26 protein-coding genes are annotated in these 26826 nt (G+C 58.3%); 7 read left to right on the top strand and 19 right to left on the bottom strand.

Going from position 1 to position 26826, the window contains the following annotated elements:
- Positions 1–12 precede the first annotated feature (12 nt).
- Genes IU397_RS10425 through IU397_RS10415 form a run of 3 tightly spaced genes read left to right on the top strand, consistent with a single transcriptional unit; the run spans position 13 to position 2236 of the window.
- Positions 13–717 (top strand): ABC transporter permease, encoded by a 705-nt coding sequence (locus IU397_RS10425; RefSeq protein ID WP_204413151.1) that lies wholly within the window; start codon positions 13–15, stop codon positions 715–717.
- Positions 711–1424 (top strand): ATP-binding cassette domain-containing protein, encoded by a 714-nt coding sequence (locus IU397_RS10420; RefSeq protein WP_204413149.1) that lies wholly within the window; start codon positions 711–713, stop codon positions 1422–1424. Before IU397_RS10425 ends, IU397_RS10420 begins: the two co-directional genes overlap by 7 nt.
- A complete protein-coding gene (locus IU397_RS10415) occupies positions 1421–2236 on the top strand; it encodes a substrate-binding domain-containing protein (RefSeq protein ID WP_204413141.1) in 816 nt (271 codons plus the stop codon). The genes IU397_RS10420 and IU397_RS10415 overlap by 4 nt, the downstream gene beginning before the upstream one ends.
- Before the next feature lie 50 nt (positions 2237–2286).
- Here the strand turns inward: IU397_RS10415 and IU397_RS10410 are convergent, their stop codons facing one another.
- On the bottom strand, positions 2287–2922 hold the full coding sequence (locus IU397_RS10410; protein WP_204413139.1) for an anti-sigma factor domain-containing protein: 636 nt from the start codon (positions 2920–2922) through the stop codon (positions 2287–2289).
- Complete coding sequence (locus tag IU397_RS10405) at positions 2919–3461, bottom strand: sigma-70 family RNA polymerase sigma factor (protein WP_239479719.1); 543 nt, start codon at positions 3459–3461, stop codon at positions 2919–2921. Before IU397_RS10405 ends, IU397_RS10410 begins: the two co-directional genes overlap by 4 nt.
- Before the next feature lie 324 nt (positions 3462–3785).
- Between IU397_RS10405 and IU397_RS10400 the strand changes: the two genes are divergently transcribed.
- Complete coding sequence (locus tag IU397_RS10400; protein ID WP_204413135.1) at positions 3786–4532, top strand: SDR family NAD(P)-dependent oxidoreductase; 747 nt, start codon at positions 3786–3788, stop codon at positions 4530–4532.
- 141 nt (positions 4533–4673) lie between these two features.
- Here the strand turns inward: IU397_RS10400 and IU397_RS10395 are convergent, their stop codons facing one another.
- The 5 genes from IU397_RS10395 to IU397_RS10375 are packed head-to-tail and all read right to left on the bottom strand — an operon-like array spanning position 4674 to position 8865.
- Positions 4674–5273, bottom strand: coding sequence for a hypothetical protein (locus IU397_RS10395; RefSeq protein WP_204413133.1), 600 nt, complete (start codon positions 5271–5273; stop codon positions 4674–4676).
- Positions 5274–5276: 3 nt separating this feature from the next.
- The gene (locus IU397_RS10390) at positions 5277–6047 is read right to left on the bottom strand and encodes a vWA domain-containing protein (protein WP_204413131.1); all 771 of its coding nucleotides are present in this window, start codon (positions 6045–6047) and stop codon (positions 5277–5279) included.
- Between the two features lie 12 nt (positions 6048–6059).
- On the bottom strand, positions 6060–7739 hold the full coding sequence (locus IU397_RS10385; RefSeq protein WP_204413129.1) for an ABC transporter substrate-binding protein: 1680 nt from the start codon (positions 7737–7739) through the stop codon (positions 6060–6062).
- Positions 7736–8398, bottom strand: a complete 663-nt coding sequence (locus IU397_RS10380; RefSeq protein WP_204413127.1) for a hypothetical protein — start codon at positions 8396–8398, stop codon at positions 7736–7738. Before IU397_RS10380 ends, IU397_RS10385 begins: the two co-directional genes overlap by 4 nt.
- On the bottom strand, positions 8395–8865 hold the full coding sequence (locus IU397_RS10375) for an OmpA family protein (RefSeq protein WP_204413125.1): 471 nt from the start codon (positions 8863–8865) through the stop codon (positions 8395–8397). Before IU397_RS10375 ends, IU397_RS10380 begins: the two co-directional genes overlap by 4 nt.
- A 188-nt stretch (positions 8866–9053) precedes the next feature.
- On the opposite strand from IU397_RS10375, the gene IU397_RS10370 reads away from it, so the two are divergent.
- A complete protein-coding gene (locus IU397_RS10370; RefSeq protein ID WP_204413122.1) occupies positions 9054–9806 on the top strand; it encodes a hypothetical protein in 753 nt (250 codons plus the stop codon).
- A 6-nt stretch (positions 9807–9812) separates the two neighbouring features.
- Here the strand turns inward: IU397_RS10370 and IU397_RS10365 are convergent, their stop codons facing one another.
- Together IU397_RS10365 and IU397_RS10360 are read right to left on the bottom strand one after the other, a co-directional pair.
- Complete coding sequence (locus IU397_RS10365) at positions 9813–11495, bottom strand: BCCT family transporter (RefSeq protein WP_204413121.1); 1683 nt, start codon at positions 11493–11495, stop codon at positions 9813–9815.
- Positions 11496–11656: 161 nt separating this feature from the next.
- Complete coding sequence (locus IU397_RS10360) at positions 11657–12208, bottom strand: hypothetical protein (RefSeq protein ID WP_204413119.1); 552 nt, start codon at positions 12206–12208, stop codon at positions 11657–11659.
- A gap of 80 nt (positions 12209–12288) precedes the next feature.
- On the opposite strand from IU397_RS10360, the gene IU397_RS10355 reads away from it, so the two are divergent.
- Both IU397_RS10355 and IU397_RS10350 read left to right on the top strand, forming a co-directional pair.
- Positions 12289–13209, top strand: a complete 921-nt coding sequence (locus IU397_RS10355; protein WP_204413117.1) for a PHP domain-containing protein — start codon at positions 12289–12291, stop codon at positions 13207–13209.
- A 4-nt stretch (positions 13210–13213) separates the two neighbouring features.
- On the top strand, positions 13214–13828 hold the full coding sequence (locus IU397_RS10350) for a chloramphenicol acetyltransferase (protein ID WP_204413114.1): 615 nt from the start codon (positions 13214–13216) through the stop codon (positions 13826–13828).
- A 437-nt stretch (positions 13829–14265) separates the two neighbouring features.
- Here IU397_RS10350 and IU397_RS10345 read toward each other — a convergent pair whose 3' ends face one another.
- The 10 genes from IU397_RS10345 to IU397_RS10300 form a co-directional block, all read right to left on the bottom strand.
- On the bottom strand, positions 14266–15228 hold the full coding sequence (locus IU397_RS10345) for a type IV pili methyl-accepting chemotaxis transducer N-terminal domain-containing protein (RefSeq protein ID WP_204413112.1): 963 nt from the start codon (positions 15226–15228) through the stop codon (positions 14266–14268).
- Positions 15229–15302: 74 nt separating this feature from the next.
- Positions 15303–16295 carry a type IV pili methyl-accepting chemotaxis transducer N-terminal domain-containing protein gene (locus IU397_RS10340; RefSeq protein WP_204413110.1) on the bottom strand — a complete coding sequence of 331 codons (993 nt, stop codon included), beginning with the start codon at positions 16293–16295 and terminating at the stop codon, positions 15303–15305.
- 486 nt (positions 16296–16781) lie between these two features.
- The gene (locus tag IU397_RS10335) at positions 16782–18371 is read right to left on the bottom strand and encodes a phosphate ABC transporter substrate-binding/OmpA family protein (RefSeq protein ID WP_204413108.1); all 1590 of its coding nucleotides are present in this window, start codon (positions 18369–18371) and stop codon (positions 16782–16784) included.
- Between the two features lie 257 nt (positions 18372–18628).
- Entirely contained in the window at positions 18629–19417 is a 789-nt protein-coding gene (locus tag IU397_RS10330) for a hypothetical protein (protein WP_204413106.1), read from the bottom strand.
- 29 nt (positions 19418–19446) lie between these two features.
- Complete coding sequence (locus IU397_RS10325) at positions 19447–19857, bottom strand: hypothetical protein (protein ID WP_204413104.1); 411 nt, start codon at positions 19855–19857, stop codon at positions 19447–19449.
- An 83-nt stretch (positions 19858–19940) separates the two neighbouring features.
- Positions 19941–20996 (bottom strand): dynamin family protein, encoded by a 1056-nt coding sequence (locus IU397_RS10320; protein WP_239479718.1) that lies wholly within the window; start codon positions 20994–20996, stop codon positions 19941–19943.
- Positions 20953–23028 (bottom strand): dynamin family protein, encoded by a 2076-nt coding sequence (locus IU397_RS10315; protein ID WP_239479717.1) that lies wholly within the window; start codon positions 23026–23028, stop codon positions 20953–20955. The genes IU397_RS10320 and IU397_RS10315 overlap by 44 nt, the downstream gene beginning before the upstream one ends.
- A 188-nt stretch (positions 23029–23216) precedes the next feature.
- Positions 23217–24932 carry a hypothetical protein gene (locus IU397_RS10310; RefSeq protein ID WP_204413098.1) on the bottom strand — a complete coding sequence of 572 codons (1716 nt, stop codon included), beginning with the start codon at positions 24930–24932 and terminating at the stop codon, positions 23217–23219.
- The gene (locus IU397_RS10305; protein ID WP_370541651.1) at positions 24929–25837 is read right to left on the bottom strand and encodes a PP2C family serine/threonine-protein phosphatase; all 909 of its coding nucleotides are present in this window, start codon (positions 25835–25837) and stop codon (positions 24929–24931) included. Before IU397_RS10305 ends, IU397_RS10310 begins: the two co-directional genes overlap by 4 nt.
- Before the next feature lie 13 nt (positions 25838–25850).
- Positions 25851–26765: an FHA domain-containing protein gene (locus IU397_RS10300; RefSeq protein ID WP_204413096.1), complete on the bottom strand. Its 915-nt coding sequence runs from the start codon at positions 26763–26765 to the stop codon at positions 25851–25853.
- Between the last annotated feature and the right edge of the window lie 61 nt (positions 26766–26826).

Here is a 26826-nt window from a genome sequence, read left to right as displayed (position 1 = left end):
TACGCTGATCCTGTGAACGACCTTTGGGAAGGGGTGGCGGCGGCCTTTTGGCTGGTCGTGATGCTGGATGCCGATTTGATGGAGATCACCGCCCGGTCGTTACAGGTGACCCTGACGGCCGTGGTGATCGCCGCGGCATTGGGTCTGCCCATGGGCGCGTGGCTGGCCATCAACCGGTTCCGGTTTCGCCGCCTGACGATTGCGGTTCTGAATGCCTTGATGGGCCTGCCGCCCGTGGTGGTGGGGCTGGTCGTTTACATCATGCTGTCGCGTTCGGGGCCGCTGGGGGTGTTGAACCTGCTTTTCACGCCCACGGCCATGGTGATTGCGCAGGTGATCATTGTGACGCCTCTGATTGCCTCTATCGCGCATCAGGCCCTGCGGGATCTGTGGGCGGATTACCATGACCTTCTGATTTCGCTCAACACCACGAAAGGGCAGCGGATCCGCGCGTTGATCTGGGATGCGCGCCGGTCGCTTTTGACCGCCACGCTTGCGGGTTTTGGCCGGGCCATCGGAGAGGTCGGGGCGATCATGATCGTGGGTGGCAATATCGATCATCTGACCCGTGTTCTGACCACCGCCATCAGTCTGGAGACGAGCCAGGGTAATTTTGCCCTGGCGTTGGGACTGGGTTTCGTGCTGATCGGGTTGGCCATAGCGGCAAACCTCGCCATCCACACCCTGTCCCGGACCGAGCGGGCAGGCCGATGGTAGCGGTTCTGCCCCTGGATCTGAAGGCTGCGACTGTGCGGCGGCGCGGACGTCACATCATCGGTCCGGTCACCCTGCAGGTGAAAGCCGGGCCGCCGACAATTGTGCTGGGCCCGAACGGAGCCGGAAAGACGACATTGCTGCAACTGTTTCACGGTCTTGTGCGCGCCTCTTCCGGGCAGGTCAGTTGGGCCGTTGACATGCCGCAGGCCGATCTGGCGCAGGCTTATGTCTTTCAAACGCCGACACTGATGCGTCGATCGGTGCAGGACAACATCGCCTATCCGCTCATCGTGCGCGGTGTGGCGCGGCGGGCGGCCCGGCGCCAGGCGTCTGAGGCGGCGCAATCCGTTGGCCTTGGCGCGCATCTGGAAGCCCCGGCCCATGTCTTGTCCGGGGGGGAGCGGCAAAAGCTGTCGATTGCGCGGGCCATGATCACCGAGCCGCAAGTGTTGTTCCTGGACGAGCCGACGACGAACCTTGATGGCCGCTCCGTCCGGGAGATCGAAGAGATGTTGATGGCCGCCGTCGCCCGTGGGACAAAAGTTGTCATGGCAACCCATGATCTGGGCCAGGCGCGGCGGTTGGCAGGCGATGTGATCTTTATATATAACAAAGGGATACATGAGCACGGGCCCGCATCCGGGTTCTTGGATGCCCCCGTCACCCCCGAGGCGGCCGCCTTTTTGAACGGAGATATTCTGGAATGACCTTGCGCTGGATGATCTTTGCGGTGGTGGCGGTGTTGATGACGTGCGCGGCCCAGGCCGAGACGATGCGGATGGCCGTGACCACGTCCTTTCATAACTCGGGTCTGGCCGAAGTGCTGTTGCCGCGGATTACGCAGGAGACCGGGATCGAGGTTCAGTTGCTTGTCGTTGGTACGGGACAGGCGCTGAAGCTGGGGCAGGCGGGTGATGTCGACGCCATCCTGGTGCATTCCAAGGCGGCGGAGGAGGTGTTCGTGGCGAAGGGCTATGGCACGCATCGGCGAGAGATCATGTATAACGACTTTGTCCTGATCGGACCGGAGGATGATCCGGCGGGTGTCAAGGATGCTGCCACTGTGGCCGAGGCGCTGCAAAAGATCGCCCAGACCCGTCCAGCTTTTGTCAGCCGTGGCGATGACAGTGGCACCCATCGCCGGGAATTGGCGCTTTGGGCGTCGGCGGGTGTGGACGTGACCGATGCCTCGCCGGATTGGTATCGCGCGGCCGGGGCGGGCATGGGTGCCACGCTGAACACCGCTGTCGGGATGGGCGCCTATGTCCTGTCGGACCGCGCCACCTGGCTGAAATTCGGTAACAAGGCGGGGCAGGCGATCCTGTTTGAGGGCGATGCCGCCCTTTTTAATCAATATGCTTATCTACCGGTTTCACCACAGCTTCACGCCCATGTTGCCCATGACAGCGCCCAGCGGGTTGAGGAGTGGCTGACCAGTGCAGCGGGCCAGACCATGATCGGCGATTATCAGATCGCGGGGACGCGGTTGTTTGTTCCAAATGCCAGGGCGCGGGAATAGAGCCCCCATAATCCGGCAGGGCAGAACCGCGTCACACCCAGACAGCGAACCTAAAGCCCGATCAGGGGGCCTGTGGCGACAACGGGGCCAGACGGGGCACCGGTGGGCGATCCGCCCGTTGGCTCCAAACTGACGGCAAGCGTGGTGCCATCGACCACTGGCAGCGCCAGGGAGTGCAGGTTTTGCCCGACCAGGCCGAGCGAGACGGGTGCGGCATCCCCCGCGATCACCCACAATTCCAGGGAGCGGCCCGTGGGAACAACGCCGGAGCGCGCGGCGATCGTGATCCGGTCCCCGGTGAGGCGGGCGGTCACTGCAAAGTCATCGCCGGTGAGCCGGGCGACATGGCTTGCATTGTCCCCTCCGATCCGGGGCAGGATCGCCAGGGCGATGACAGCGGCAAACACTGCAGCCCAGGCCAGACCCCGCCACATCCAGATCCGGTCATCTTTTTTGGGAAAGAGCCGTTCATCGATGGCCCGCTTTATGCGGTTGGGTGGTTCGACGGGCGCGTAGGTCTCGTTGAGTGGCGCAAATTCATGCTCCCAATCCATCACAAGTTCGGCGAAATCCCTGTCGACCTTGATGCGCGCCTGGACCTGGGCGCGGCCAGCCGCGTCCAGCACGCCAAGCGCATATTCTGCGGCCAGCGTGTTGTCATCTTCGGGGGGCGTCGGCTCCGTCATTCGGCCAGGCAATCTTTCAACGTTTGCAAGCTGCGGCGCAGCCTAGTTCGCATGGTGTTCAGGGGCGTGCCGTAGCGATCCGCGAGCTCCTGATAAGTGTATCCTTCGATATAGGCGGCTTGTACCGCTTCGGCCCGCCGTGGTTCCAGACGGGCCAGGCAATTGGCCAGCCGGGCCCGCTCGCCCGATGCCACGGCCAGCTGTTCAGGGGACGGGTCGGGATCTGTCATCCGTTCTGCGGTGCCCAGATCGGTGGTCTGTTCCCGTCTGACCCGCAGCTTGTCGATGGCCTGATTGCGGGCCACAACGATCAGCCAGGCCATCGGATCCGCGTTGGCGCCCACAAACCTGTCTGCCTTTTGCCAGATCTTGATAAACACATCCTGCAGAGTGTCTTCGGCCAATTCGCGATCTTTGAGCATACGGATGAGAACGCCAAAGAGTTTCGCTGAAACCGTGGCATAAAGCCGGTCAAATGCGCCACGATCCTGCAGGGCCACGCGGGTCAACAGCTCGGAAATCTCATCGGTTGGTGTCAAAACCAGCGCCCCATTTGCCGGTTTCCAGGATCGCGAACGCGGCGGGATCATAGGTGACGCATGTCTGGCGAATGGGCAAGAGGCGCGGCCGGTAACCGGGCCGACGCGTGGAGTTTGGGCAGCACTGGATTGCAAAATGCGCCAATCGTCTGGTCATTTTGGCGTGATTTTAACCGCTTAGCACGCCTGACGGTCCTGGATTGATGCTCCGCTCGCGCCATCGGGGTGCGCCTTTGGCAGGCATTGGGTTGGGCCTGATCGCCAATGGTGGCGGATGATCGGTTCACGCGGTATCCAAGGAGGGGGATGGCGGGGAGGATCGCGATGAACACGTATGACCTGACAGGCAAGGTGGCCGTGGTGACGGGCGGGGCCCAGGGATTGGGGGAGGCGGTGTTGCGGCGGCTGTACCTATCTGGGGCCCGTGTGGCCAGCTGGGATGCCAATCTTGCGCGAAATGAGGTGACCTGTGCGCAGCTCGGGCCCGACCTGTTAGCGGTACCGTGCGATGTGGCGAATGCCGGATCCGTGGCCGATGCGCTTGCCGCGACCGAGGCTAAGTTTGGCGGGGTCGATATCCTGGTCAACTCCGCCGGGATTGCCGGGCCCAACGCGCCGGTGGCCGCCTATGAACTGACGGCGTGGGAGCAGATCGTCGCCGTGAACCTGACGGGCACGTTTCTGGTGAATCGGGCCATGGTGCCGGGCATGGAGGGCCGGAATTACGGGCGGATCGTGAATATTGCAAGCATTGCCGGCAAGGAGGGCAATCCAAATGCCTGTGCCTATTCCGCGTCCAAGGCCGGGGTAATCGGCTTCACGAAATCCCTGGGCAAGGAGCTGGCGGGCCATGATATCGCCGTGAATTGCGTAACACCGGCGGCGGCGCGCACCCCGATCTTTGATCAGATGAGTGAAGAGCACATCACCTATATGCTGTCGAAAATCCCCCGCAACCGATTTTTGGAAGTGGAGGAGGCGGCCAGTATGGTTGTCTGGCTGGTAAGTGCCGAGAATTCCTTTACGACGGCCGGTGTGTTCGACCTGTCCGGAGGGCGTGCCACATACTGAGACGGGGGTGCCCCCCCCCTGGGGCGAAGCGGCATAGCCGCTGGCCCAAGGCATTGGGCCGGGCAGGCGCGGCGCGCCTGTTTGATTTTGGGCCTCCGGCGGGAATATTTGCAACAATAAGAAGGGGCTGGGTGTGGTCCGTCAGGTCAGGTCACGGTCTTGGCGGTGGCCGGATGTGTCAAGACGACGGGTCGCGCGGGTGCCGGGAACCAGCAGTTCTTCTTTGCGGTAATAGGCGCGCATTTCGGGCTTGCTCAGGCCTAGGTCACGGCGCAGGGCCGCGATCGTTTGGCTTTGGTGGGGCTCTGCCTCCCACGCCGTGAGGTGCAGGTCTGCGCCTTTGAGGTTGTCCATCCCGAAGCCCACGCCCAGGCGGTAGCTGGCAATATGATCGGGCTGAAAGCGCCAGACCTTTGGGTAGAGCGTGGTGGAGATGTGGATGAATTCTTCGGTGATTGCGCCGGTCATCGTCGTGTCGGCGCCCATGGTGACGCCAATGATGAACGCCTCGTCCTGGACATGGAGGCCCCGGCCCAGGATCACATGCAAGCAGTCATGGCGGGCCAGGCTGATGGCGCCTGGCAGGGCATCCGGGCTTTCGGGGTTTTCGTATTTCCGCACGACTTCAGGCACGTCATCGGCATCGGATTTTGGCATGGTCGCCAGAACGGCCGCCAGGGTCATGTCATCGGTGTCGAGGCCCGGTTGCCATTCATCCCATTCGAGCAGTTTGCGTCCCATGGCTCAGTCCACCGTCTCAAACGCTGTGATCGGCTCAAAGCTGGTTTGTTCGGCTGCGGCTTCGGTGAGTGCGGCGGCCAGACCATCGACACCTGACACGCTGACATAGCGGACATGGCCGGGCATGTTCAGGGGATGGCCTTCCCCGATGCCGATGCCGATCGTCGCAACCTCGACCGGGGAGGTCGACAGGATCTGTTCGATGGCGTTCTTCAAGACATCTTCATCGCCAGCCTGTCCATCGGTGGTGATCAATGCGCGGTAGGTGCCAAAGCCGCGTTGGTTGGCGGCTTCCTGTTCCAAAAGCGTCATGGCTTGCAACAGGCTGGAGCCCAGGGGTGTCCCGCCGCTGGGGGCGACCGGGCCCAAGGCCGAAGGCAGGGCGCTGCGTGCCTCTGTCACCGGGGATGGAGGGAAAACCAGACCTGCATTCAGCGCCAGGACCGCGACCGTCCCGTCATCGGGCAGTTGGTTGACGGCGATCAGTACGGCATCCTTGGCATCGCCCATCGAACCACCCATCGATCCGCTATCGTCCAGCACGATAACGGTGGTCAGGCGGTTGGGGTCAGGGGCTGCGCTGGTTTCGGCTTCTGTCCCTGGCCAGCTGGCGATGGCGGACCAGTTGGGCGCCAGGCGCGTTTCATCGATCTGGGAGCCGCGTGACAATAGCGGCACATTGCCTTGGGGGAACAGTAGGTCCTGCCCAAAGATAACCGCCCCAAGAAGGAGCACGCCGGCCGTCACGAAGCCTGAATATGATTTTGCAGACATGGTGGCGGCTCCTTAATCGAGCGGGGCAAAGGTGGTGGCTTCGGCCTGGGTCGTCAGGATGCGAAAGACCACGCGCATGTTCTGGCGCCATTCCTCGGCCGTGTTGGGCGGACTGAAGGCGGGGCTTTCGATGCCGACGCCGTCAAGCGTGAACTGGTCGGGATTGACAGGTATACCCTCGCCACCAGCATAGGATTTCAGCGCATCCATCACGGCGATGGATCGGTTGAAGCTCAGGTTGCGGGCGGCGGTCCGGATTGCTTTCAGCTCCTGCGTGTCCGCCCCGTCCTTTTCACGGCGCAGGTAGTGCAGCGGATCGGCATGGCCCTCGACTGTGACGATGGCCCCGGAATAGGTGGCGGCGAGGCGCAGGATCTCTTCGAAATCCTGGGCATAGAGGTTGGCGGGAAAGTCGGTCGCGTCAGGCTCAAAATAGACCTTGAAGTCCAGCTTTGTGTTCGCATCCAATTGCCCGGTACGGCGCAGACGCTGCACGGCTGCGGCTGCGGCTTCGGGATCAAAAGCCGCAATCTCCCGCTCGCTCAGATCTTCCAGACCGTCGGTCATGGCTGTATAGTCCCACGCCGCGGTCGTCAGTTGGTAGGGACGCTCGATCTGACCTGCCCCGCGCAAGGCGGCGCTTACTTCGTTCGACATCACCTCGAACCGGCGGGGATCCTTCGGATTGCCGAAATGCTGGGCATTGCCGGACCAGCCATCGGTCACGGCGTCTTGCCACAGGAACACGCCTTCCTCGACAGGCAGACCGCCCAGCAGATCATTGGCCAGGATTTGCGCGAGAGCCTGTCGCTGTGGATCGCCTTCGATCGCCATGAAGCGGCGGACCTGCTCCTCGGATTGAAAGAGTGTTTGGACCAAGTCTCCGATCGCGTCGCGATTGGCGTCAAAGTAATCTTTGCGCACGGCGATATAGTCGCCGATCACCGCTGTCGCCTCTTGGGTGGAAAAGAGGATGCTGGCTCCTTTGATCGACCCTTCGGCCCCCGTGCCGACCGCCCCGCCCGAGGTCAGGGCACGCGCGTCGGGCAGGATCATCGCACCTGCATCGGCCTGCCCATCGGCCACCAATGCAGCGGGGGTGGAGGCGCTATCGCCTGTCAGATCCTCGGCCCAGACGATAGTGACATCCTCAAAGCTGAGCCCGCCATCGGCGAGAACCCGGCCCACGAAATCAACATGCGGCCCGTAAGCCTGGATCGCGATGCGCTTGCCAGCCAGATCCGCCACTTTTGAGATGCCGGGACCGGCAACAATCCCGTCCCCGGCGGACCAGGAATGTTTGAAGATAACGACCTGTTCGGTGCGCGGATCGGCCTCTGTAACCGGGGCGGCGGCTGTCAACATGCCGAGCGTCCCGCGTAGGAAGGGTGACCCGCAGCCAAGATAGTCTTCGAGCTGGGCCTTGAAATCATCGGCGATCGTGAGGTCTAGCGACCAACCCGCATCGGCCAATGGCCCGCCGGGGGACAGGCTGGTGCCGTTGGCATGGATGGTGACGCCATCGGCGCCCCAGGCGATGATCGGCATGGTCGTGTCCTGACCTCCGCGGCAATCACGTACGCCGGAATTGACCACCTCGGTCATTGGGGCGCCGGTGGTCTGGGCCAGGGCGGCCCCGTTGATCCCGTGGGCGGCTATGGCGGCCAGTGTCAGTATCCGCAAGGCAATCATGTGCGCGGTCCTCTCATCGCTTGGAACAGGGTGTCGGCCACATCGCTGGCCGTATCGATCTTTTGTATCTGCGCCTCGATCCGCCGTTCATCTGCGGCAGAGATGGCACCTGCGAAGGCATCTAACGCCGCACTGACGGAGGTTCGGGCCGAGGCGATCTGCGCCTCGTTCGATTTGTCACGCCGCAGGGCGCTGTGGTTCTGGACGGCTTCAACCAGCAGATCGGCACGATTGATCAATGCCAGGTTGCGCCGCCCCTCGGAGGGTTCATCAAAGATCAGTCGCGCGATGCCGTCCAGGCTGTCGGCAGTGTGATCAACGCGTGCCTTCAACTCTGGCACAAAACCGTTATCCGCATGGCGCAGCAGGTGGCCCTGCCGCTGGGCGCGGGCAATCAGCGACAGGGCGGTTTCAGCCGTGTCGGGTGTCACTGCGTGGCGTTGCACAAAGGCGTGGCGCAAGCGTTCGGCAGGGGTGAAGAGCCACGTTTCGGGGAGCATCATGGCCAATCCGAGGGCGAGCAGCATAGCGCCAACGCCCAGGATTACGGTATCGGAATAGGCGAAAAGATGCGGCAGCGGCACCAACAGACCAAACGCGGCCACGGCAACAGCAGCCAGAACCGGGAGTAGCGCAGGCAAAACGACAGATCGGATCATGGCAGGCGCACGGTTTGAACGGTGACGCGGGCCATGGCGCGCTGCGCTTCGCGCGAACTGTCATCGCCCGGCGGCGGATTGGCCCCACCGACACCGCCGGCGAACAGGATGTTGTCATCCGGGATGCCCAAGGTCTGCGCCATTTGGCGTGCGACATTGGCCCGAACATTCGACAAGGTCAAATTGGCCGCGGCGTCGCCGGTTGTTCCGGTGTGGCCCGTGATGCGCAGTCCGATCCTTGGGTTTGCCGCCGCTTCGCTCAAGAATCCGCGCAAGCGCTGTTCCTCTCCGGGGGCCAATGCCGCGCCTCGCGAAAAGCGAAAGCTTTCCATCTGCGGGCGTTGTCCCGCGCCGATCAGCCCCAGAAAGGCACCGCCTGCAATGGTGCTACCTGCAAGTGCCGCGCCCAGGAAAAACCGACGTGGCAAGGGCTGGGATTTGGCAGATGTCAAACGGGTCTCAGCCACAAAATTTACCGATCTTCAAAACCATTTCAGAAATGACGTAATCGTGAATCATGTCAGTGACATGGGAATTGTTTGCGTAATTTCAATTATCCATACCCTTTTGGTCCAGCAGATCGCCTGAGTGTACCCGCTGATCTGTCGCACATGCAACGCGGCAGGAGATGGTTGAAGCATGGGCCGTGCGTGCCATGTCAACGATCATGATTTTTGTGTTGACCCATGATGCGGTGCGCCGCCCCAAATTGCTCAAGACACGTCACATCCCGCGCAAGGTGATTGGGCGGGGTATTCCGCTTTGGCCAAAGACGGGGTTGCGCCACCGCCTGGCCTGGCGGTTGATGTTGGAATGGGCGCTAGCCCGCTATTTCGCGGCATTGTTGCCCTTTCCCATGGCCATCTTGATCTGGCCCAGCTTGGCCTTGCCGATCAGTGCGGCCCCTTTGTTGATGTTTGCGGCGATTTATGCGGTTGAGATGCGGGTGCTGGCCGTGCCTAACGCCAAGGCGCGGGAGGCATTGATCGATCAGGCGGCTGCGGACCGGGTGATGGATGTGGTGCGCCTGGGCAGTGTCGACGCGCTGACACGGATCGCGGCCGGGCGTGGGCTGGAAGAGGGCCTGTTGCATCTGGTGATCGAGCAATCGGCGCTCGCACGGGTTCCGCCGCTCACCATTATCTCGGTCCAACAGACACTCGATGGGACCCGTTTCGTTGATCTGGACCATGCGGAACAGCACATGATCCAAGATGTGTTGTTTTCCCATGGGCTGGACGAGGGGGATCTGCAGAGGACGAACTTGCGCGAGAATGTCTTCTTGCGCGCCGTGGAGCTGGATCCAAGATCCATCTCGGCCCATGCCCGGCTGCAGGCGATGGCACGCAACACACCATCCCTAACGCAAAACGGGCCGGAAGAACCGGCCCGTCCCGTGTCTGCCTGAACGCCGTTATTCGGCAGGCTGCGTGGTGGGCATACCAGCCTTTTCGCGCAGGCCATCGCGATAGATCGCCTTGACGAGGGCAAAACACATCAACAGCATCACGACGGAGAACGGCAACGCCCCGATCACCATCGCCGTCTGGATGGCTGTCAGCCCGCCGACAATCAGGAGGGCCGCCACCACGGCCCCAAGTGCCACGCCCCAAAAGATGATATGAGGCCGTGCCTTGGGTCCTTCATCGCCTGCTGCGTTGATCGTGTTGACGATCAGCACCGCCGAGTCCGCCGAGGTGACCAGATAGGTCATCAGCAGCACCACGATCATCAGGGCCATCAACCAGCTGAGCACAGTGGAAATGGGCGACAGCATGTAGTTGGTCATGGCAAAGATCTTGTCGCCATCGGTGGCCATGAAGATCTCGCCCTCTTTGACGGTCCCAATCGCACCATCGGCGACCTGTTTCATGGTCAGATCGATGGCTGTACCGCCGGCCCATGTGAACCAGACAAAGCACATCAGCGAGGGCACGATCATCGCTCCTAGAACGAATTCTCGAATGCTACGCCCCCGAGATATCCGTGCCAGGAACAGACCAACGAAGGGTGCAAACGCGACCCACCAGGCCCAGTAGAACACCGACCATGCGCCTTGCCAGCCTTCAAGCTGGGTCGCGACCGATCCTTCAACCCCGTCCGTCTTCCAAACCCGGAACATCATGTCGGGCAAGGCGACCAGATAGTCAAAGACGCCCAGGAACAGGGCCTGCAGACCAAAGAAGGTTGACCCGAAGATCAGGAAGAAGCCCAAAAGGGCAATCGACAGAACCATGTTCAGGTTCGACAGCCATTTGATGCCTTTGCCGACGCCGGACAATGCAGAGAGCGTCGAGGCTCCCATGATGATCACAATCGCGACCAGAATGCCCACCGTGGTGGCCTTTCCATCATCGCCCAACAGGCCGTCGAAGCCAATGCGCGCGAGGCCCGCCACGAATTGTTCAACGCCAAAGCCCAGGGTCTGTGCCACACCCAGGATCGTCGCCACAACGGCCACGATGTCGATGATGTTGCCCAACGGGCCGGAGAGCGCCTTACCAAAGAGCGGCGTAAGCGACGACCGGATGGTCAATGGCAGACCGCGTCGGTAGCTGAAAAAGGCAAGGGCAAGACCAGCGATTGCGTAGCAGGCCCATGCCCCCAAACCCCAATGCAGGAATGACCATTTATACGCCATGCGCACATTGTCGGCCATGCCACCATTGGTGATGCCTTGGATAACCTCAGGGTTGTTGTTGAAGTGGTAGACCGGCTCGGCCACCGCCCATGTCAGCATACCGACACCGATACCGGCGCCGAACATCATGGAAAACCATGAGAAATTTGAAAATTCCGGCTTTTCGCCTTCGGTGCCCAGGTTCAGTCGGCCAGCCGCTGGCCAAATCGCCAATATGATGCAGACCATCACAAACAAGGCGACCACCCAGATATACCAGGTCGCGAAATTGCTGAGAATGAAGCTGTTGAAGCCTTTCAATATCTCGCCAGCACTTTCGGGGAACGCGACTGCCCAGATCACCAAACCGCCGATCAGAATCTTTGATATAATTGTGACGTCTTTACTAAATCCCTTATAAAAACCGCTATCAGCGGTCCGGATCGGTAGATCCGTAAGGGGTGGTTTTATTGACATGGATGGCTCCCGTGTTGGCTATTATTCTGGGGCTGTTTGTCGGCCCTTCCGACCGGTGCCATCGATTGGTCCACATGACACTGGTATATCATCGTAACCCGAGTTGAGGCAAAATCCCAAGGATTATGGTGCATTTGTCAACAAACGGGCGCTCTGCAGCCTTAAACGCGCATAATTTGACAGATTTCCAGGGAAAGCGCGCCGCGATGCAGTACATGGGGAATTCCCATGAAGAGAAAGCTTTGCTGCCCCGTTTTGGCACAATCCTCAAAGTGCTGGCGCGTGCGGTCGGGTAGGTCCCCCAAGGCGCCAAGGTGATGGGCGTGGTAAGGGGTAAACTCCTTGGCAGGCGTACCAAAATCCCCCTTGGTCCTTGTGGGGGAGGGATGCCAGATTGCGGTATTGTCGGGCGTGAATTCACCCCCTGCGGTGTCAAACGCCGCCACAGCGCGTCCACGCTGGGGCCACGGCAATCCCGCTGCCAGCTTTGCATCGCGGATCAGGTGAGGATCGACCAGGCAGAGATGCAGTACATCGTTCCAAAGGCAGGCAAGCGGGGGGATCCTGCGGTCAAGCAGGGCCTCTCTGCCCTGATATTTCTTGCGGTGGCGTTGATAAGCGGCAAGATCAACCGCTTTGAGCTGGTTCAGGGGGAAAAGGGTCTTCCCTTCCATTGGCACTGGGATCAGATGATACAGCTTTGTGGAGGCCATTGCTCCGTTCTCCTCCGTGCTGTCATCTTGGGGTTACACGCGGTGCCCAAAAGTTTTCCGACGAGTAAGGGACATATCTGATGACCGACGCCATGTTTGCCGCGCCCGGACAGTTCTACCGGGGCAACCTCCACACCCATTCTACGCGGTCCGACGGGGTTTTGGAGCCGGTAGAGGTGTGTCGGCGCTACGCCGCTGAGGGCTATGATTTTATGGCACTGACGGATCACTTGATCGGCCTCTACAACTACCCGATCACCGACACGACGCCCTATCGCGTGCCGGGTTTCACCACTATCCTGGGGGCTGAGCTACATTCCGGTGCCATGCAAAACGGCGAACTTTGGCATATTCTTGCGGTCGGGCTGCCCGCCGATTTCGACCCCCCCGTCGTTCCCGATTTCCATCCGACCGATGGTCAGGAGAGCGGGCCCGCCTTGGCGGCCCGCGCCCGGGAGGCGGGCGCCTATGTTGCGATTGCCCATCCCGAATGGTCGGGGTTGAGCCTGGCTGATGCCCGCAGCCTTGAACACGCCGATGCGGTGGAGGTCTATAATCACGGTTGTGCGGTCGGTGCAGATCGGCCCCACGGCTTCTACATTCTGGATCGTCTGTTGGAAGACGGGCGCGCCATGACCCTGTGCGCCACAGATGATGCGCATTTCACGGAACCTGATCACTTTGGTGGTTGGGTCATGGTCAAAGCCGTGGAGAACGATCCCGACGCGCTGGTCGCAGCGTTGAAGGCCGGTCACAGCTACAGCTCGACCGGTCCGGACTTTCGCGGGATCCATTGGGAAGAGGATCAGGTGATCATCGAAAGCAGCGCTGTCACATCCGTTATCGTACAGGGTAAAGGTGCCGCAGCAACAGCTGTGCACGGCGATAGCATGACCCGCACCCACGTGCCGTTACAGCGTTTCAGCCAATGCGACTGGCTTCGCGTGACAGTTGTTGATCGGGCAGGGCGCCGGGCTTGGTCCAATCCGATCCGGCGGTAGGTTGATGCCCCGGCTTTCCCCCACCGAGCCTGTTCTGCACCCCGATTGCAGCATCTCGAACAGCACGTTTGGGGCCTATGTTGAGGTCGGTCGCGGTAGCCGTGTCGCGCAATGCATGTTCGGCGATTACAGCTATTGTGACCGTTACTGCGATCTGGCCAATGCGGAGATTGGAAAATTTAGCAACATTGCCAGCTATGTGCGCATTGGGGCCACGGACCATCCGATGGAGCGGGCCAGCCTTCACCATTTTCTTTATCGTTCGGCCAGCTATTGGGACGATGCCGAAGATGACGCAGATTGGTTTCTGCGCCGTCGGGCCCGTCGCGCGCGGATCGGGCATGACACATGGATCGGGCACAATGCGCAGATAAAGCCGGAGGTCACCATTGGTCATGGCGCGATCGTCGCCGCGGGTGCGATCGTGACCAAGGATGTCGATCCGTACATGATCGTGGCGGGTTGCCCGGCTACACCGTTGCGGCCGCGATTTGATCCGGAGATCCGGCAGAGACTGCTGGATCTGGCGTGGTGGGATTGGTCCCACGACAAACTGCGCGCGACCCTACTAGATTTCCGGTCAATGTCGATTGAAGCGTTTCTTGACCATCACGAATGAAACGTCGAGGTGAATGCAAATGACGGATGTTGGGTTGGAAACGGCGCCGAAATAGACGCCCGTTGTACTAAAATGCTCAACTAATATGGCAATAGGAGTAGAGTTTTATTGTAAACGCCGGAAGACAAGAACATGAAAATAGTTTGTTTCTAATTGGACAAACTGCGCTCAACTCAAGGTCGAAAATTAGGCATATGTTGCATTTTGATTGGCTTCGTGCACCGTATGTGGGCGTCTTGTTAGGCGATGAAATATTTTGATTTGGATCGACTGCGGCCCGCTATCTATACATTGAAATGGCATTTCCGGCTTCTTAGAGATGGCGACCAACGCCTATCCAATAGATGGTGCCATATCTGCATTCTGAATGAAAACGGGAGAGTTGATCCCACGGATGGGTACACAACTCTCCCGCTTAAAGCTCGGATTTTTTTGCTCTAGAGCATTCGTTTCGCGTGGTTGCTGTACATGCCAACAACAGTATTCATATCGCGCAGCGCTATGTTTAACCTAAGGAAGATATCCGATTTTTCGGCCTCACTGATCTTTTCGCCGGCTATCAGCTTTTCCAGGTTTTGCTTTATCGGTATCCAGGAGGCCCATACCACATCCAAACCCTCCTTGATCTCGGATGTCGGGGCGGCGAGGATACCGGCATCCGGCAGCCCGTTGGTCAAGGCCGTCAGCGAAATATCAAATGTTTGCAATGTATTGGCCAGGTCTTGCGCTGTGTCGCTGGTGCCCCGACCGCTGTAGACCAGGCAGGCTTCCTTTGCCATCTTCTGTGTCAGCATGCGCTGGCGACCAGAAATATCGACCAACAAAGCATCGGCTTGGGTCATTTCCGCTGGATTGGAGTATTCCCCGCTGATCTCGCTAACCAGCAGCTTTGCCTTAGCAAGCAGATCCATGTTGCGCGACAATATCTCGTTAATACGATCATGGCCGTGATCACCGTCCAGAACGGCCATGATAGCAATATGGATCGGATCCCATGTGCCATGCAGGGCTTCCAAGGCGGCCAGCGTTTTCCGACGCTCTTCCGCTCCGTTGATGTTCAGATCAGGGTCACCAAATTCCAAAGCATTGGTGATCTTGGCAAATTCCGCGGTTGCATTTGATAACATCTGGTGCGCGACATCGGCCTGATAGCCAATGGATAGATTGCAGGTGGCCGCCGGAATGCGTTGGGACAACATCCTCAATTTTCCAGAGAGGTTTATACGCTCGCTGGCGCCGACATCAGCGATTTGCCGGGTTTTGACGATCGCATCCCCGCCAGACGGATCCGCGTGGACGTGAGCTGCAAAGGAAATGGCTGCAGCAGATAGTAATGCCATTGATTTGGCCGCCCGAGTAGTGCTGGGAAGCCAAGTCTTTGATTTGGTTGGTGGGGTCAAAACACAACTCCTCGATACGAAGCGTATCCCAACCTGCAGATACGCCCTACTGAGAGCCCCCTCCCAGCATTCCTTTAATACTCATATTTTGCATGTTTCGTGTAAAGGCTGACCACATCATTTGTTTCAATCAGCGCATTGTTCATCTGAAGGTAAAGTGCTGTCTTCACATCAGCAGGCAATTCGCCAGCCTCTGGCACCTTGTTCAACACGGCTTTGATCTCTTGCCATTCCGACCAGATACCATCCAGCTTTTCGCGGATTTTCGGCGTCGGGGCAGGGGAAACACCTGCATCAGGCATCCCATCGCGCAATGCATTCAAGGACACATCAAAAAGATCCATCGTTTCCAGAAAGTCTTCCTGGGTGATCTGGTCAGAGGTACCATTCCAGATTTCGCAGGCTTCCTTGAGCATTTTCTGGGTCCGCATGCGCTGACGACCAGAAATATCGACCATGATCGCGTCGACCTGTAACAGCTCCGCTGGATCGGAATACTGGCCAGAGATTTCGCTCACCAGCAATGTCGCGGTTTCAAGCAGCGTAATATTGGCATTTTCGATCGTGGCCATCTGCGTATCGGAGACACCGTTTTCCAGAATATCGGTGATGGCTGCGCGCACCGGGCTCCACTGATCGCGGAAACTGTGGATCGTTTGCAAGGTCTTCTTGCGGGTCTCGGCCCCGACGATCTTCAACCGGGCGCTTCCAAATTCAAGCGCGTCGAGGATCCGGTCGACTTCGGATGCGGATCCGGCCATCAGGCCGCGACTGATATCCGGATTTTGGTTGGCCTTGAGCATGCAGGCTGATGCCGCAACGCGTTGCGACAGCATATGCAGGCGCCCCGAATAATCGACCCGCTCACTGCCGCCGATGCTTTGTTTGCGGCTGGTATTGGCCTGGATCGCAGCTGTGCTGCCAGAGGGTGAAACAGCTGCGGCCGATGTGGCCGTGGTCGCAAAAGCAGCACCGGCTGGCATTATTCCGGCGATTAAAACCAATGATCCCGCCATGTTTTTGAAGTTGGCCTTGTGACCGGGATTTGCGCTTGCAGCTGTTTTCATGTCTTCGTTCCTAGTTGTCCTGTCCTTGACCGACACTCGATCCCAAAGGGAGAATGTGACCAACATCCCATCTGTGTTTAGGGTGCAAACACACGCACCATGTTTAATTCGTACTGGTTAATTACCGACATCGTTGTGCGCTGAACTGCGTACTTTTTTGTGGAAACGTTGGGTTTCTTTCGTGTCAAACCCATAAATAGCGCTGCTTCCATACCGCGAACGATCAACCAAGTATCCGGGCACTGTTTATAAAAAATATATACTAATCAAGCAGATACCTCTATCTCGTAGGGTTAGCTAGTTAAGAGCTGGGCGCATACCTCATTTTTAAAGGGAATTGTGTCAGAATGGCCTTGAACGCGACGCCATCGGCGTTGTGTCGTCAATCGAAATGTGGCGATCCATCCGTTGTGCCCAAACAAAGGAAAAGCGGCGCAACAGGCGCCGCTTTTGCAGATAACCGGGTTTAGGACCCTCTACTCGGGTTTAGCCCTGCTTTGAGATCCACACCTCGACCCGGCGGTTGGTGGCGCGACCCTTTTCGGTCACGTTACATCCGACCGGAGCGATCTCACCATAGCCTGTCGCCGAAATCTGGATATCTGGCAGGCCGTTGCTCGCGGCAGCGCGCAACTGTTCGACAACGCTATTCGCGCGATTGACCGATAGGTCGCGGTTTGAATCAAACGCGCCGACATCGTCGGTAAATCCAACCATGCGCACCTCGGTCCCGGCGGGCTTGTTTTCGAGGAAACGCGCCAGACGCTGCAGGTCCAGCCGTCCACGTTCGTCTAGTTTCGACACGCCGGTTCGAAAGCGGAATGTCGTCGACAAACGGTCGTAGTTCGACATTTCTTCTAGCATTTCATTGATGAAACCGGCCTCGTAATTGTCAACTTCGGCTGCTTGCAGAGCTTGCGCACGTACGCTGTCGGGCCCTTGCGAACGCAGGCGGATGCCCAGATCGATAAAGCCAGCCTTTGCAATCACGCCGTCTGCGTCCTCTGACAGGGCATAATCCAGGAACTTGCTGGTATTTTCGTTGGTATTGTCTGCGCGCGTGTAAAGGTACAAGCGACGCTGAAGGTCGTATTCCTCCGTCTTGGCCGAAAAGGCGTCGGGCGTAGCCGTCAAACCGCATTCGTTGACCAGCGTCAATGATTTAGCACCGCGCTGGAAGGCATATCCAACATAGCCAATGGCGTTCGGATCGCTGTTCACCGTGGCGGCGACGGTGTTGTTGTCTTCTGCTTCGATGATCGATGTACCACTTGCTGGGGTCGCATCGCCGAAAACACTGCCTTCAAAGGCCCCGCGCGTACCGGAGCCTTCATTGCGGCTAACGACGGTGATGGTGGCGTCTTGCCCGCCCAGTTGTGACCAATTGGTAATCCGACCATTATAGATCTCGCGCAGATCTTCAAAGGTCATGGTTTCAATTGGGTTGCTCGGATGGGTGATGACCACCAGGCTGTCAACTGCCAGGATGTGCTCCTGTTCCGGGCTGACCATGTTGCCGGCACCATCCGCCTTCAATTCGCGCGCTTCGGCAGGGACAATGCGGCGGGTGGACATGCCGATATCGGCATTCTTTTCTAACAGGCTCCGAAACGCGGCATCCGATTGATCGGAGGATACCAGATATGATCCGATCTCCTCACCGAAGCCGCCGTCGCCAATGAAGCTGGCAAGGATCTCACCTTCATTGCTTGTCGCAGCCACCGAAGCCTCCGCATCAAGGAACGAGGCATATCCAGACATCAAAAGCGGCATCAGACCTAGGCCGATTGTGTCAGACCCGGCTATCTTCATGTCGACACCTTCGGTCTCGAAGCTGGGGCAGGCGTCCCCTTCGCAACGAACACGTGCAGCACTGATCCGTAGATCGCCCAATGCGGTGCGAATGACATAGTTGTCGTCTTTAAACTCGACGAATTCGCCCACCAGGTTCACTGTGCCATCCGCTGATTTCAACGCAACTTGATCCGCTATCACGGCGGTGGGCAACAAAACTGCACTGATCAAGGACAGCGCACGCAATGCGGATGTGCCCCGGGCCATTCTCAGAATGTTCATGACGTTCTCCTCGTCCAAATAGTTAACAGCGCACAAGCGCATCACCGCTGTTCACCAAGCTGACCGGGCATTGCAGCTGGTTGACCTGTTAACCCGAAATACCTTTACATTCTGGGGTAAGATGGTCGCTATTTGTGAACAGACTGAGGCAAATTCTGGTTGCAAACGGGATTTGTTGCAATACCAAGTAAATATCAGCGTTAACTTTAGCTAATATTTCGCTAAATGAATTGTCTTCGACACTATTTTGACAAGGTCTAGACGTGTTGGGTGGCGCGCTGCCAGTTTCCGACCACTTTCCCAAGATGTGAGGAGTCACAGGTTAACAGCCCAGTTTCCTCACCCGCCCGTGCCAACAGAACACATCGGGCATCTTTCAGTCCATAACTGATATTGATCAGCCAGGATCCGCCAGTTTGCTCGGGATACAGCGCAAGATAGGCGGTTTCCGCAGACGGAGCCCGCTCTTCGGCGAGGGTCTGCAGGTCTGTTGCCTCATCTCCATGGCGGTTGGCCAGAATATCGGCCTTGTAGTGGACAGCCGCAGGTACGAAATCCTGACAGGCTCTCAAAAACCGCTTCATGGGTGTCGCATCCATTTCCACGCCCCAGGCATCCGCCAGTGTGCGGATCGATAGGCCTGCCGTCGGCATTCCGCCGGATCGACTGGCCTTGACCGGCAATACGCTGATGGGGCCATCGGTCTGGACAAAGGCCAAGATGGTTTCGGTCAATGCCTGCATCATCGCATCGTCTTCTTCAGACAATGGATCAGTTAGCAAAGTGGTGTCGGATGTCTGGCCCGGGATATCCACGTCAGATACTCCGACGATCCGCCGACCTGAAACAACCAGATTGAGAGAGCTTTCCCTACCGGATCGAAACGTTAGCTTTCGCATCAGGATCGTGTCGTCGATGGCCCGCAGGATCGCAGCCAGCGCTTCTTCTCCGCCACCGCGTGCGATAACACGAGCCCCATTACTGTAAGTCTCACCCGCATTGGCCAGCTTTGTTAGGCGCGCCGTCAAGTCGATTGTATCTGCCAATTTACCTTACACCGCTCGATTGCCGGGTGTCACGCAGCGGACGGACCCTGACTGATGCGGTCCAACGCAGGTTGCGCGTGCCGCAAAAAACTGTCGACATCAATTGAGGGGCTACAGACACAGCACAGGATATCGGCAGGCTCTTGCGCGCCGCGCAAGAAAATCTTTAGCGATGTCGAGGTGAAAACGACTGCCTGAGCGGCATCCGTGTCATCCGACAATGAGAGATTCGATCCGATATCACCAAAAATGGAAACAGCTTCTTCACAAAGACGGTCCATTAATTCCTGTGGTGTTTTCTGCGCGCTGCTTGTCTTCAGAATCATGCGTGATGACAAATCAGCAAAAGCGACCGTCTGGCAGTCTGGGAAAGCGCTGCGCAGGCTATCCAGTTCATCAGACACAGTCACCTGTTCCTCAATTATCTTCAAATTTTCCATACCGACCCATACGTTATAATCGGCTTTCGTGGAAGCCTGTCAATAAATCGTCATGTTCATCTGACCTCTTTGTGTGACCGAAATCAATCGTTATCTACGAAGACCGATCTTAGGTTGTCTGGATCGGGTCCAGGTGTTGCCGGCGAGACTTCGTCATCCAGCAATTGGTTACGGGCTTCAGCGGCGCTTCGGCGTGCCGGACGGGCCGTCCGATTTCCAACAACCGATGAATCCACACGCCGCGGGGCAACCGCACCATGGGCTGATGTGACATTCGCCGCCCCAGCAACTGGCTTGGAGCGCGCGATCGGCTTGCGCATCTCGTCTGGTAGGGTTTCGACCTGATAAAGGGGCGGAACTTCGGTATGCAAAAATGCTCCAAGGTGCTTGACCAGATCAATCAGATGATTGGTAAACGCTTCCGCGCCCGACGACACCCATTTGTCATAGTCATCACCGGCTGCCAATGCGCGGGTGAGGGAGATTGGGAACGTTGCCCCAAACAAGCCGCGCGTCTCTTTCTCGATCCGTCGCCGAACGCGCGATTGGTCCTTCTCCGTTGTCAGTTTGTCCCACCGGGTGATCAGCAAAACGCTGTTTTCGCGAACCGCCTCGGGCATGTCATCCCAAACGGCAGCCTCACTTTGTCGCCACGCCTGGGTCGCATGGGTGCACCAGAGCACGGCATCAACCTCGCCCACGACGCGCTGCCACACCTCCGAAGACATGTTCGGATCCGAAATACCGGGAAAGTCGATCAAATCGCATACTTCCAGGATGTCAGCATCAAGAAAGACGCGGATCACTTTGGTTTCTTCCACCGGGACCTCTTCAATCCGGTGCAGTTTGATCTCTTCGATTTCACCATCCAGGCTGACCCGATGTGCCGCCGCTGTCCCGTGGGACATCCAGACCGGGGATAGCCGCGTGGCGGTCACCTTTTCCGGTAAGGGCCGTGCCCCCAGCAACAGGTTGGATAACGTGCTTTTGCCGGCACTGAACTCGCCCATCAGGGCGATCCGCGGTTTGCGGGGTGCCAATGCTGACAGTTCGCCATGCTCTTCGGGGCCGCCTCCAAGTTCCATCACCATGGCATCACCCTCGGTTCTGAGCGTTGGTGGTAAAACCGTCCAACTCATCAAAGATCTCGTTCAGCAGACGTTCGCGTTCCGCCTGGGCATTCACCCCAAACAGGTCCTTCAGATCGGCCAGCTGCACGTCCGCCTTTTCTGCCACATCCATCAGGATGCCACGTTGTTCACTGAAAAAGTCGCGCAAAATGCTTTCAGCATCCTTACGCAGTTGGGAGGTCTGGGTGTCTTTCAGGCTGTTCACGATGGGTGAGGTCTCCGCCTCGATCAATTCGTAGAACCCGCTGGCAAAGGCGCGATAGCCGCGCCGCCGTTTCCACCAGCTTTTCCACCACGAGGTTTGCAGATCAAGTGCAATTGTCTGGCCCAGCGACACGGGCGGGGGGACAACCGGCGCAGTGGGCGGTGAAATTCCGAACCCATCAACCGATACGCTGAACATCTGCTTGTATGCTTCGCTCAATTCCTGCGCGGCCTGGGCAAAGATCCCCTCGCATTCGGACTGAAAATTGCGCCGCAGCACCTGATAGCTAGATCGCAGCAACATGCGCAGGCCATCGGGGCTATATTTCCAAACGACGTCTTCGCCGTTCTTTTCCAAATGCTGAAGCAGGCTTTCCAAAGCGCGGTCCAAGAACCGCTCATGGGATTGATCGATCCGTGCTGCAAACTGGCCCACGGTTTTTTCCAGGCGCGCGGTAAGGCGAGCCAGATGCTCGTCCTCAACCTTGCGCAGGCGCAGGGCCAACGCCTCCTTATCGACGGGTGCAATCGTGTCGCCATCGACGCGCATCGAAACGACCTGGCCGGAGGCGCGCACGCCACTGGCCAGGTTCATGGCGCGTTTTGCAACCCGGTCCAGCGTTTCCTGGCCAACACCTTCAACAATCCGCTCCGAGATCGCGTCGAAAAGGTCGGGCAGGCCGGACAGCTCCCAGACCATCTCGGACGGTGACAGCTCCTCGGCCGATTCGGGCAAAACCGCATCGGCCCAAGCCAATAAAGATGCGGCGCTGTCATCCACGATATCGCCCATGCCCTCGGCCAATGCCAGATTGGCCCAATAGGCGCTGCCAAAGATGATCTGCGGATCCGCGGGGCCGTTATTCACGCGCAACGTCTCTATGATGCTGTCGCGGATTTCCGGCACTTGGGATGCTGGGTCAGACAATTCATCGATCCGATTCACAAAGATGATGACTTCGCGAGATTTCATGTTCGCGATCATCCGGATCAGCGCCATATCCATCGAGGTCAGCGCCTGATGGGCCGACAGCACCACGACGCAGGTCCGGCTGTCACGCAGCGCGTTGATCGTGATCTGCTCGCGGATCATGAACGTGTCGTTCACACCGGGCGTGTCACGGATGCAAAGCGGCATCGGAATACCAGGCCGCTTGAGAAACAGGTCAGCGGACTTGGTGATATCGGCGAACCGGCCTTGTTGATTTGCGATCGGGTCGACGTCTTCCTCATCGTCGAAATCATCGCCCAGGCAGACGTAACGCTGTATCAGATCCTCGTCGAAGTAACCGTAATCGTGCTTCTGGCCCAAAAGCATCTCAAACTTGCGGCCCAGGCGCTGCCGGGTCTTCTCCCGCATCATCGCGATCTGTTCGCGCACCTTTTCCAGTTCATCATCGGCCCCGGCACGGCTGGCCAATTCGCCAATCCGCCCCCCGTCGTCGACCAGATGTTCCCATTCATCCATGTTGAAGAACTGGAACGAGGCCGCTGCGCCCTGATCTTCCTGTGTGGCATTCAGGTGCAGCGATGTGACAACCGATGTCCACGGGTTTACATCTGCAGGTAGCAGATCGGGTTGGCCAACCATCGCATTGACCAACGACGTCTTACCTGCCTTGATCTGACCGATCATTGTAACATTGGGTTCAAGCGCCAAAAGCTGCTTTTGCAAACGCTGCGCTTTTTTCGCGGTTTCCTCGCCGCCAATCTCAGCAATCTCGTTCAGGGTGCTGTTGAATGCTTGGAGACGGGCCACAAACCCTTCAAGGCGATCAACGCCTAGATGCACAGACGGCTGGTGCACCTGCTCTTGGGTGCTGGCCATGCTAGTCATAGGATTTTCCATCTTCATGTCATACACCTGTCACAACCTAGACCTCAGATCTGCACGTCCAGACCTCCAGGTCACGGCCACTAGAAACACTTAGATCCCTAGTACATCACTGTTCACAATTCGATAACGCATCAATCAGGGCGCTTTTATGGCGCTTGTTGGGAGAATGTCGGCGAAGTTTCGCCGTCTCAGGCAGCGATGCGGGCCTCAAATTCCCGCTTAACTTGTGTTAGAAGCGTCACAGCCTCTTCCACGGCACCTGTCTCATTTTCCAACTGCATCAATTGCATCAGATCGGCAGCGTCCAATGCCGTCTCTAATGCATCTGAAATATGGGGATCGTCATTGTCGATCTGCATCAACTGATCTGTAAGCCAATCGGCCGCTTCCAGACAGCGTTCCATCACGATAGGGCTCGCCTCACCGTTCATCTTGCTGGTCTCTTTCAAGACAGCTTGCGCCTGTGCCCGCAAATACGTGATCGCGTTTTCAAAGAAAGCACGTGCATCTGCGCTGATTGGAGAGGCAACCTCGGCCTCCGCAGCCGTTTGCGGCGGAGCGGGCTTGTCCTTGTCGACGAACAGAAACTCATCAACAGAGCTTGGCCCGACGGTATCCAGAATGGGGTCGGTCGCTTTTACGGGCCTTTGCTTGCGCCCCCCAGCGCGCTTGGCCAGTGTTTTTTCATCCTTGATATCAATGATATCGGCCGACCGGCGGACCTTGACCTTGGGCTTTGGCGCGCCGTCCCTGGTCTTTGCATCCGATTTCGCGGGTTTGGTCGGCGCGGCCTCCAACTTGCTGACATTTGCGTCGGCGACTATCTCAATCGCAGGACCTTCCGGAGTGCCGGTATCGGGGGCAGGGGCTTGGCGCGACACGCGTGACCCGTCCCGCTTCACAACCGGACGAGATACCTTGCGCACACTGGGCGGAGCGGCCTGTTCCGGTGCCGGATCATTGACGACAGGCGGCGGTGTCGGCGCGGGTTTTTCCGTTTCTTGCTTGGCTTTTGTCGGGGCTTTGGGTGGGGGGGCAGGGGGTGCCTGTTCGACAATCTCGCCCTTATATTCACGCGGGTCGAGGCCATGCTGCACCATCAACAAATCGAAGCCATCAATGGCAGCCTGCTGGCCTTGCTGCACTTGGCGCAAAATTGCGCGAATCAGCTTTCGCCCACCGCTGGCGTCAAACGCCGCCTTATCGACCGTGCCGTCAGGATGCCGCGCCGCAATGGCCTGTGTCGTGGAGAGCGGCATGATATCCAGGAATTCGGCGTCGGTTTCGCTTTCGAACTGGGCCAGACGCTCTGCCAAGACGCCATTCGTGGCCAATTCGTCAGCCTTGGTCACTGCCAACACACCATGGTCTTTGAGCCGATCTGGCATAGTCGACCAAAGATACTGTTCCAGAACGTCGAATTCCTGGGTGCACCAAACGGCAATATCCGAACGGCCCGCCGCCCAGGCAAGAGCGCGCTTTTGTTCGGCAACCTCGGTTCCCATCACGACTTCCATGATCGAGATTTTCCGCAAGGCCGGCAGCGGCATCTCGACCTCAACGAACAGCGGATCGTCCGTGGCGACGACATCCGCGTGGAAATGATCCATCGTCTGCTTGGTGCCATCTGGCAGGATCGAAACGCAGCGCTGGTGGTCGCCCCATTTAAGTTGCACCGTGGGCAAGGCTATTCCTGCCGGAACAACCTCCTGGCCCGCCAGAAAATTCAAAACAGATGATTTGCCAACCGTCGCCAGACCCAGCACAGAAACGCGTACTGGACTTGTCAGCCTTGTGCGCAGCTTTTGTACCGGTGCAATCGCTGCCTCGGGCAAATCGCCCGAGGCCAAGGCCGCGTCCAGTCGCGCCAATGCTTGTGCGGCAACGTCCGGCTTTTTGCTCACTTCTTGCTACCCGCCACAAGTCGCGTCGGGGGCTCTTGAAAATCCGGCAAATTGACCACGTCCGAATAGGGCACAGCTTTCGTCCCGTTTGCAGATCCCAGGCTATTGCGGCTCTTGGGAGCGCGCGCCAACCGCTTATACCGTTCGATGTGATTAACCTTCACGATCGAAAAAGACACGTTGTCCTGATCCGGATCATCCAGAGAGTCAATCGCAGCCAGCAGCAAGCGTGATATTTCGGCACTGCTCTTGCGGCGGTTCTTCACCACGATACGCTCGATCTGCCGATCTTCCAGATATTGCAGGCCATCGCTGGACACGATGATGATGTCACCTTCCTGCATATCGATGGGTTTGTCGGGACAATCCACCTTGGCCACCTTTTCGCCCAGGATAACCGAAGTGAGGCAGTTGCGGTCCGGGTGGTTTTTGCCAACCTCGGGATCCATCAAACCGGATTTGATCATGAAATCAATCTGGGGAGCCATGGAGTGATCTTCGTTTAGCTGGGACATCTTGCCCCCGCGGAAAAGATAAAGTGGCGAGTCGCCAATCGACATCCAGAATAACCGGTCTTCCACCAAGACGATCGAGACCAGGGTGGCCCCCATACCATGGGTTTCTGGATTGTTGCTCACATGTCCTCGAACAGATGCATTCGCAGCATCGGCGGCAGCATGCAAATAGTCGGGGATCTCGGCCTCGAAATCCAGAAAGTTCGGACTTTGAAATTTCAGCTCGCTATAGACTTCCGTCAATACGATCTTACTAGCGACATCACCCGCCGCATGGCCGCCCATACCGTCGGCCAACACAATAAAACCACTATCCGATCCCACAGGAAAATCGGTGACGACAGCATCTTCTTGATACTCTCGTCCACCACGGGAAATGGCGGAAGCCACATCAAAACGCGGGTCAGGCGATCGCCACATCATCGCTCTCCTCTGAACCGTCGTTGTTCTCGGACCAGTTAAAAGTGTCGTTACACAAAGCGACAAAACGCAAGGTGGTTTCGCCCAACCGGATGATATCGCCATCCCCCATCGGCTCGGTGCTGATAACCGGCATATCATTCAATCGAACGATGTTCGATTTTCCGCCATGGCCCAGCAAAAACTTATGCGTTTCAGGATCATAGGCGACAGCGGCGTGGTTTGTGCGGGAAATGGCGGTGTCGCCAAAATCCAGTTGCACGGCTTGATCTTCCCCGCGACCGATCTGGGACATGCCAGCAACCAGCGCAAAGGACTCACCGCGCCCGGGGCCTTCGGTCACGATCAGCCAACCGACCGGGAATTTTGCGCGCCCCACCTGAGCGGATTTGGAGGATCCGTCGAACAGATCGACCACGTCGCTTTCGGTCTTTTCAAAGCCCAAAAGGCGCGTCTTGGTCCGGCTCGGCCGACGCTGGGCGCCGCTTTCGGGGCTGGCTGCCGCTGCCGCTTGCTTGCCGCGGGTCGTCGGAACGGTCGCGCGCTGGCGGGGCTGCGGGGCAGGGGCTGGCGCCGCGTCCTCGCCGTCCTCATCCATATCCCAGACATACACACGCGAATTGTCATCCCCGGTGGTCTCGGTCGCGGATGCATCGCCTTTCAGCAATTCCGCAATCGTGCGCTCATCACTGCTCGTGGCGGGTTTGGCCTCCGGCTTGGGCGCAGGTTCCGCTGGAGCGCCAGGGCGTGTCTGCATGCTCACCCGGCGGACGGGCGTGGGCGGGGCCGCAACGATTTCTTCCATCGGGGGCACAGTCGTGCTCTCCGGCGCCGGCCCTTTGGACTTTTCCAGCGATCGCTGGGCTTTTCTGGCGATGATGTCACGAATGAACTTCATGGGTTTTGCCTCCGTTTCTGGTGCGGCGGGTGTAGAGAGTAAAGGAGCGAGAAATGTTCCG

Source organism: Actibacterium sp. 188UL27-1 (genome assembly GCF_016901225.1).
In the GTDB taxonomy this organism is placed as follows: domain Bacteria; phylum Pseudomonadota; class Alphaproteobacteria; order Rhodobacterales; family Rhodobacteraceae; genus 188UL27-1.
The sequence above is the reverse complement of the archived record's forward strand: the minus strand, read 5'-3'. Positions and strand labels throughout refer to the sequence as shown.

Coding starts and splice junctions, on each gene's coding strand:
- IU397_RS10420 (WP_204413149.1), top strand. CDS start 711: ATGGTAGCGGTTCTGCCCCTGGATCTGAAGGCTGCGACTGTGCGGCGG.
- IU397_RS10415 (WP_204413141.1), top strand. CDS start 1,421: ATGACCTTGCGCTGGATGATCTTTGCGGTGGTGGCGGTGTTGATGACG.
- IU397_RS10410 (WP_204413139.1), bottom strand. CDS start 2,922: ATGACGGAGCCGACGCCCCCCGAAGATGACAACACGCTGGCCGCAGAA.
- IU397_RS10400 (WP_204413135.1), top strand. CDS start 3,786: ATGAACACGTATGACCTGACAGGCAAGGTGGCCGTGGTGACGGGCGGG.
- IU397_RS10395 (WP_204413133.1), bottom strand. CDS start 5,273: ATGGGACGCAAACTGCTCGAATGGGATGAATGGCAACCGGGCCTCGAC.
- IU397_RS10390 (WP_204413131.1), bottom strand. CDS start 6,047: ATGTCTGCAAAATCATATTCAGGCTTCGTGACGGCCGGCGTGCTCCTT.
- IU397_RS10385 (WP_204413129.1), bottom strand. CDS start 7,739: ATGATTGCCTTGCGGATACTGACACTGGCCGCCATAGCCGCCCACGGG.
- IU397_RS10380 (WP_204413127.1), bottom strand. CDS start 8,398: ATGATCCGATCTGTCGTTTTGCCTGCGCTACTCCCGGTTCTGGCTGCT.
- IU397_RS10370 (WP_204413122.1), top strand. CDS start 9,054: ATGTCAACGATCATGATTTTTGTGTTGACCCATGATGCGGTGCGCCGC.
- IU397_RS10365 (WP_204413121.1), bottom strand. CDS start 11,495: ATGTCAATAAAACCACCCCTTACGGATCTACCGATCCGGACCGCTGAT.
- IU397_RS10360 (WP_204413119.1), bottom strand. CDS start 12,208: ATGGCCTCCACAAAGCTGTATCATCTGATCCCAGTGCCAATGGAAGGG.
- IU397_RS10355 (WP_204413117.1), top strand. CDS start 12,289: ATGACCGACGCCATGTTTGCCGCGCCCGGACAGTTCTACCGGGGCAAC.
- IU397_RS10350 (WP_204413114.1), top strand. CDS start 13,214: ATGCCCCGGCTTTCCCCCACCGAGCCTGTTCTGCACCCCGATTGCAGC.
- IU397_RS10340 (WP_204413110.1), bottom strand. CDS start 16,295: ATGAAAACAGCTGCAAGCGCAAATCCCGGTCACAAGGCCAACTTCAAA.
- IU397_RS10335 (WP_204413108.1), bottom strand. CDS start 18,371: ATGAACATTCTGAGAATGGCCCGGGGCACATCCGCATTGCGTGCGCTG.
- IU397_RS10325 (WP_204413104.1), bottom strand. CDS start 19,857: ATGGAAAATTTGAAGATAATTGAGGAACAGGTGACTGTGTCTGATGAA.
- IU397_RS10320 (WP_239479718.1), bottom strand. CDS start 20,996: ATGAGTTGGACGGTTTTACCACCAACGCTCAGAACCGAGGGTGATGCC.
- IU397_RS10315 (WP_239479717.1), bottom strand. CDS start 23,028: ATGACTAGCATGGCCAGCACCCAAGAGCAGGTGCACCAGCCGTCTGTG.
- IU397_RS10300 (WP_204413096.1), bottom strand. CDS start 26,765: ATGAAGTTCATTCGTGACATCATCGCCAGAAAAGCCCAGCGATCGCTG.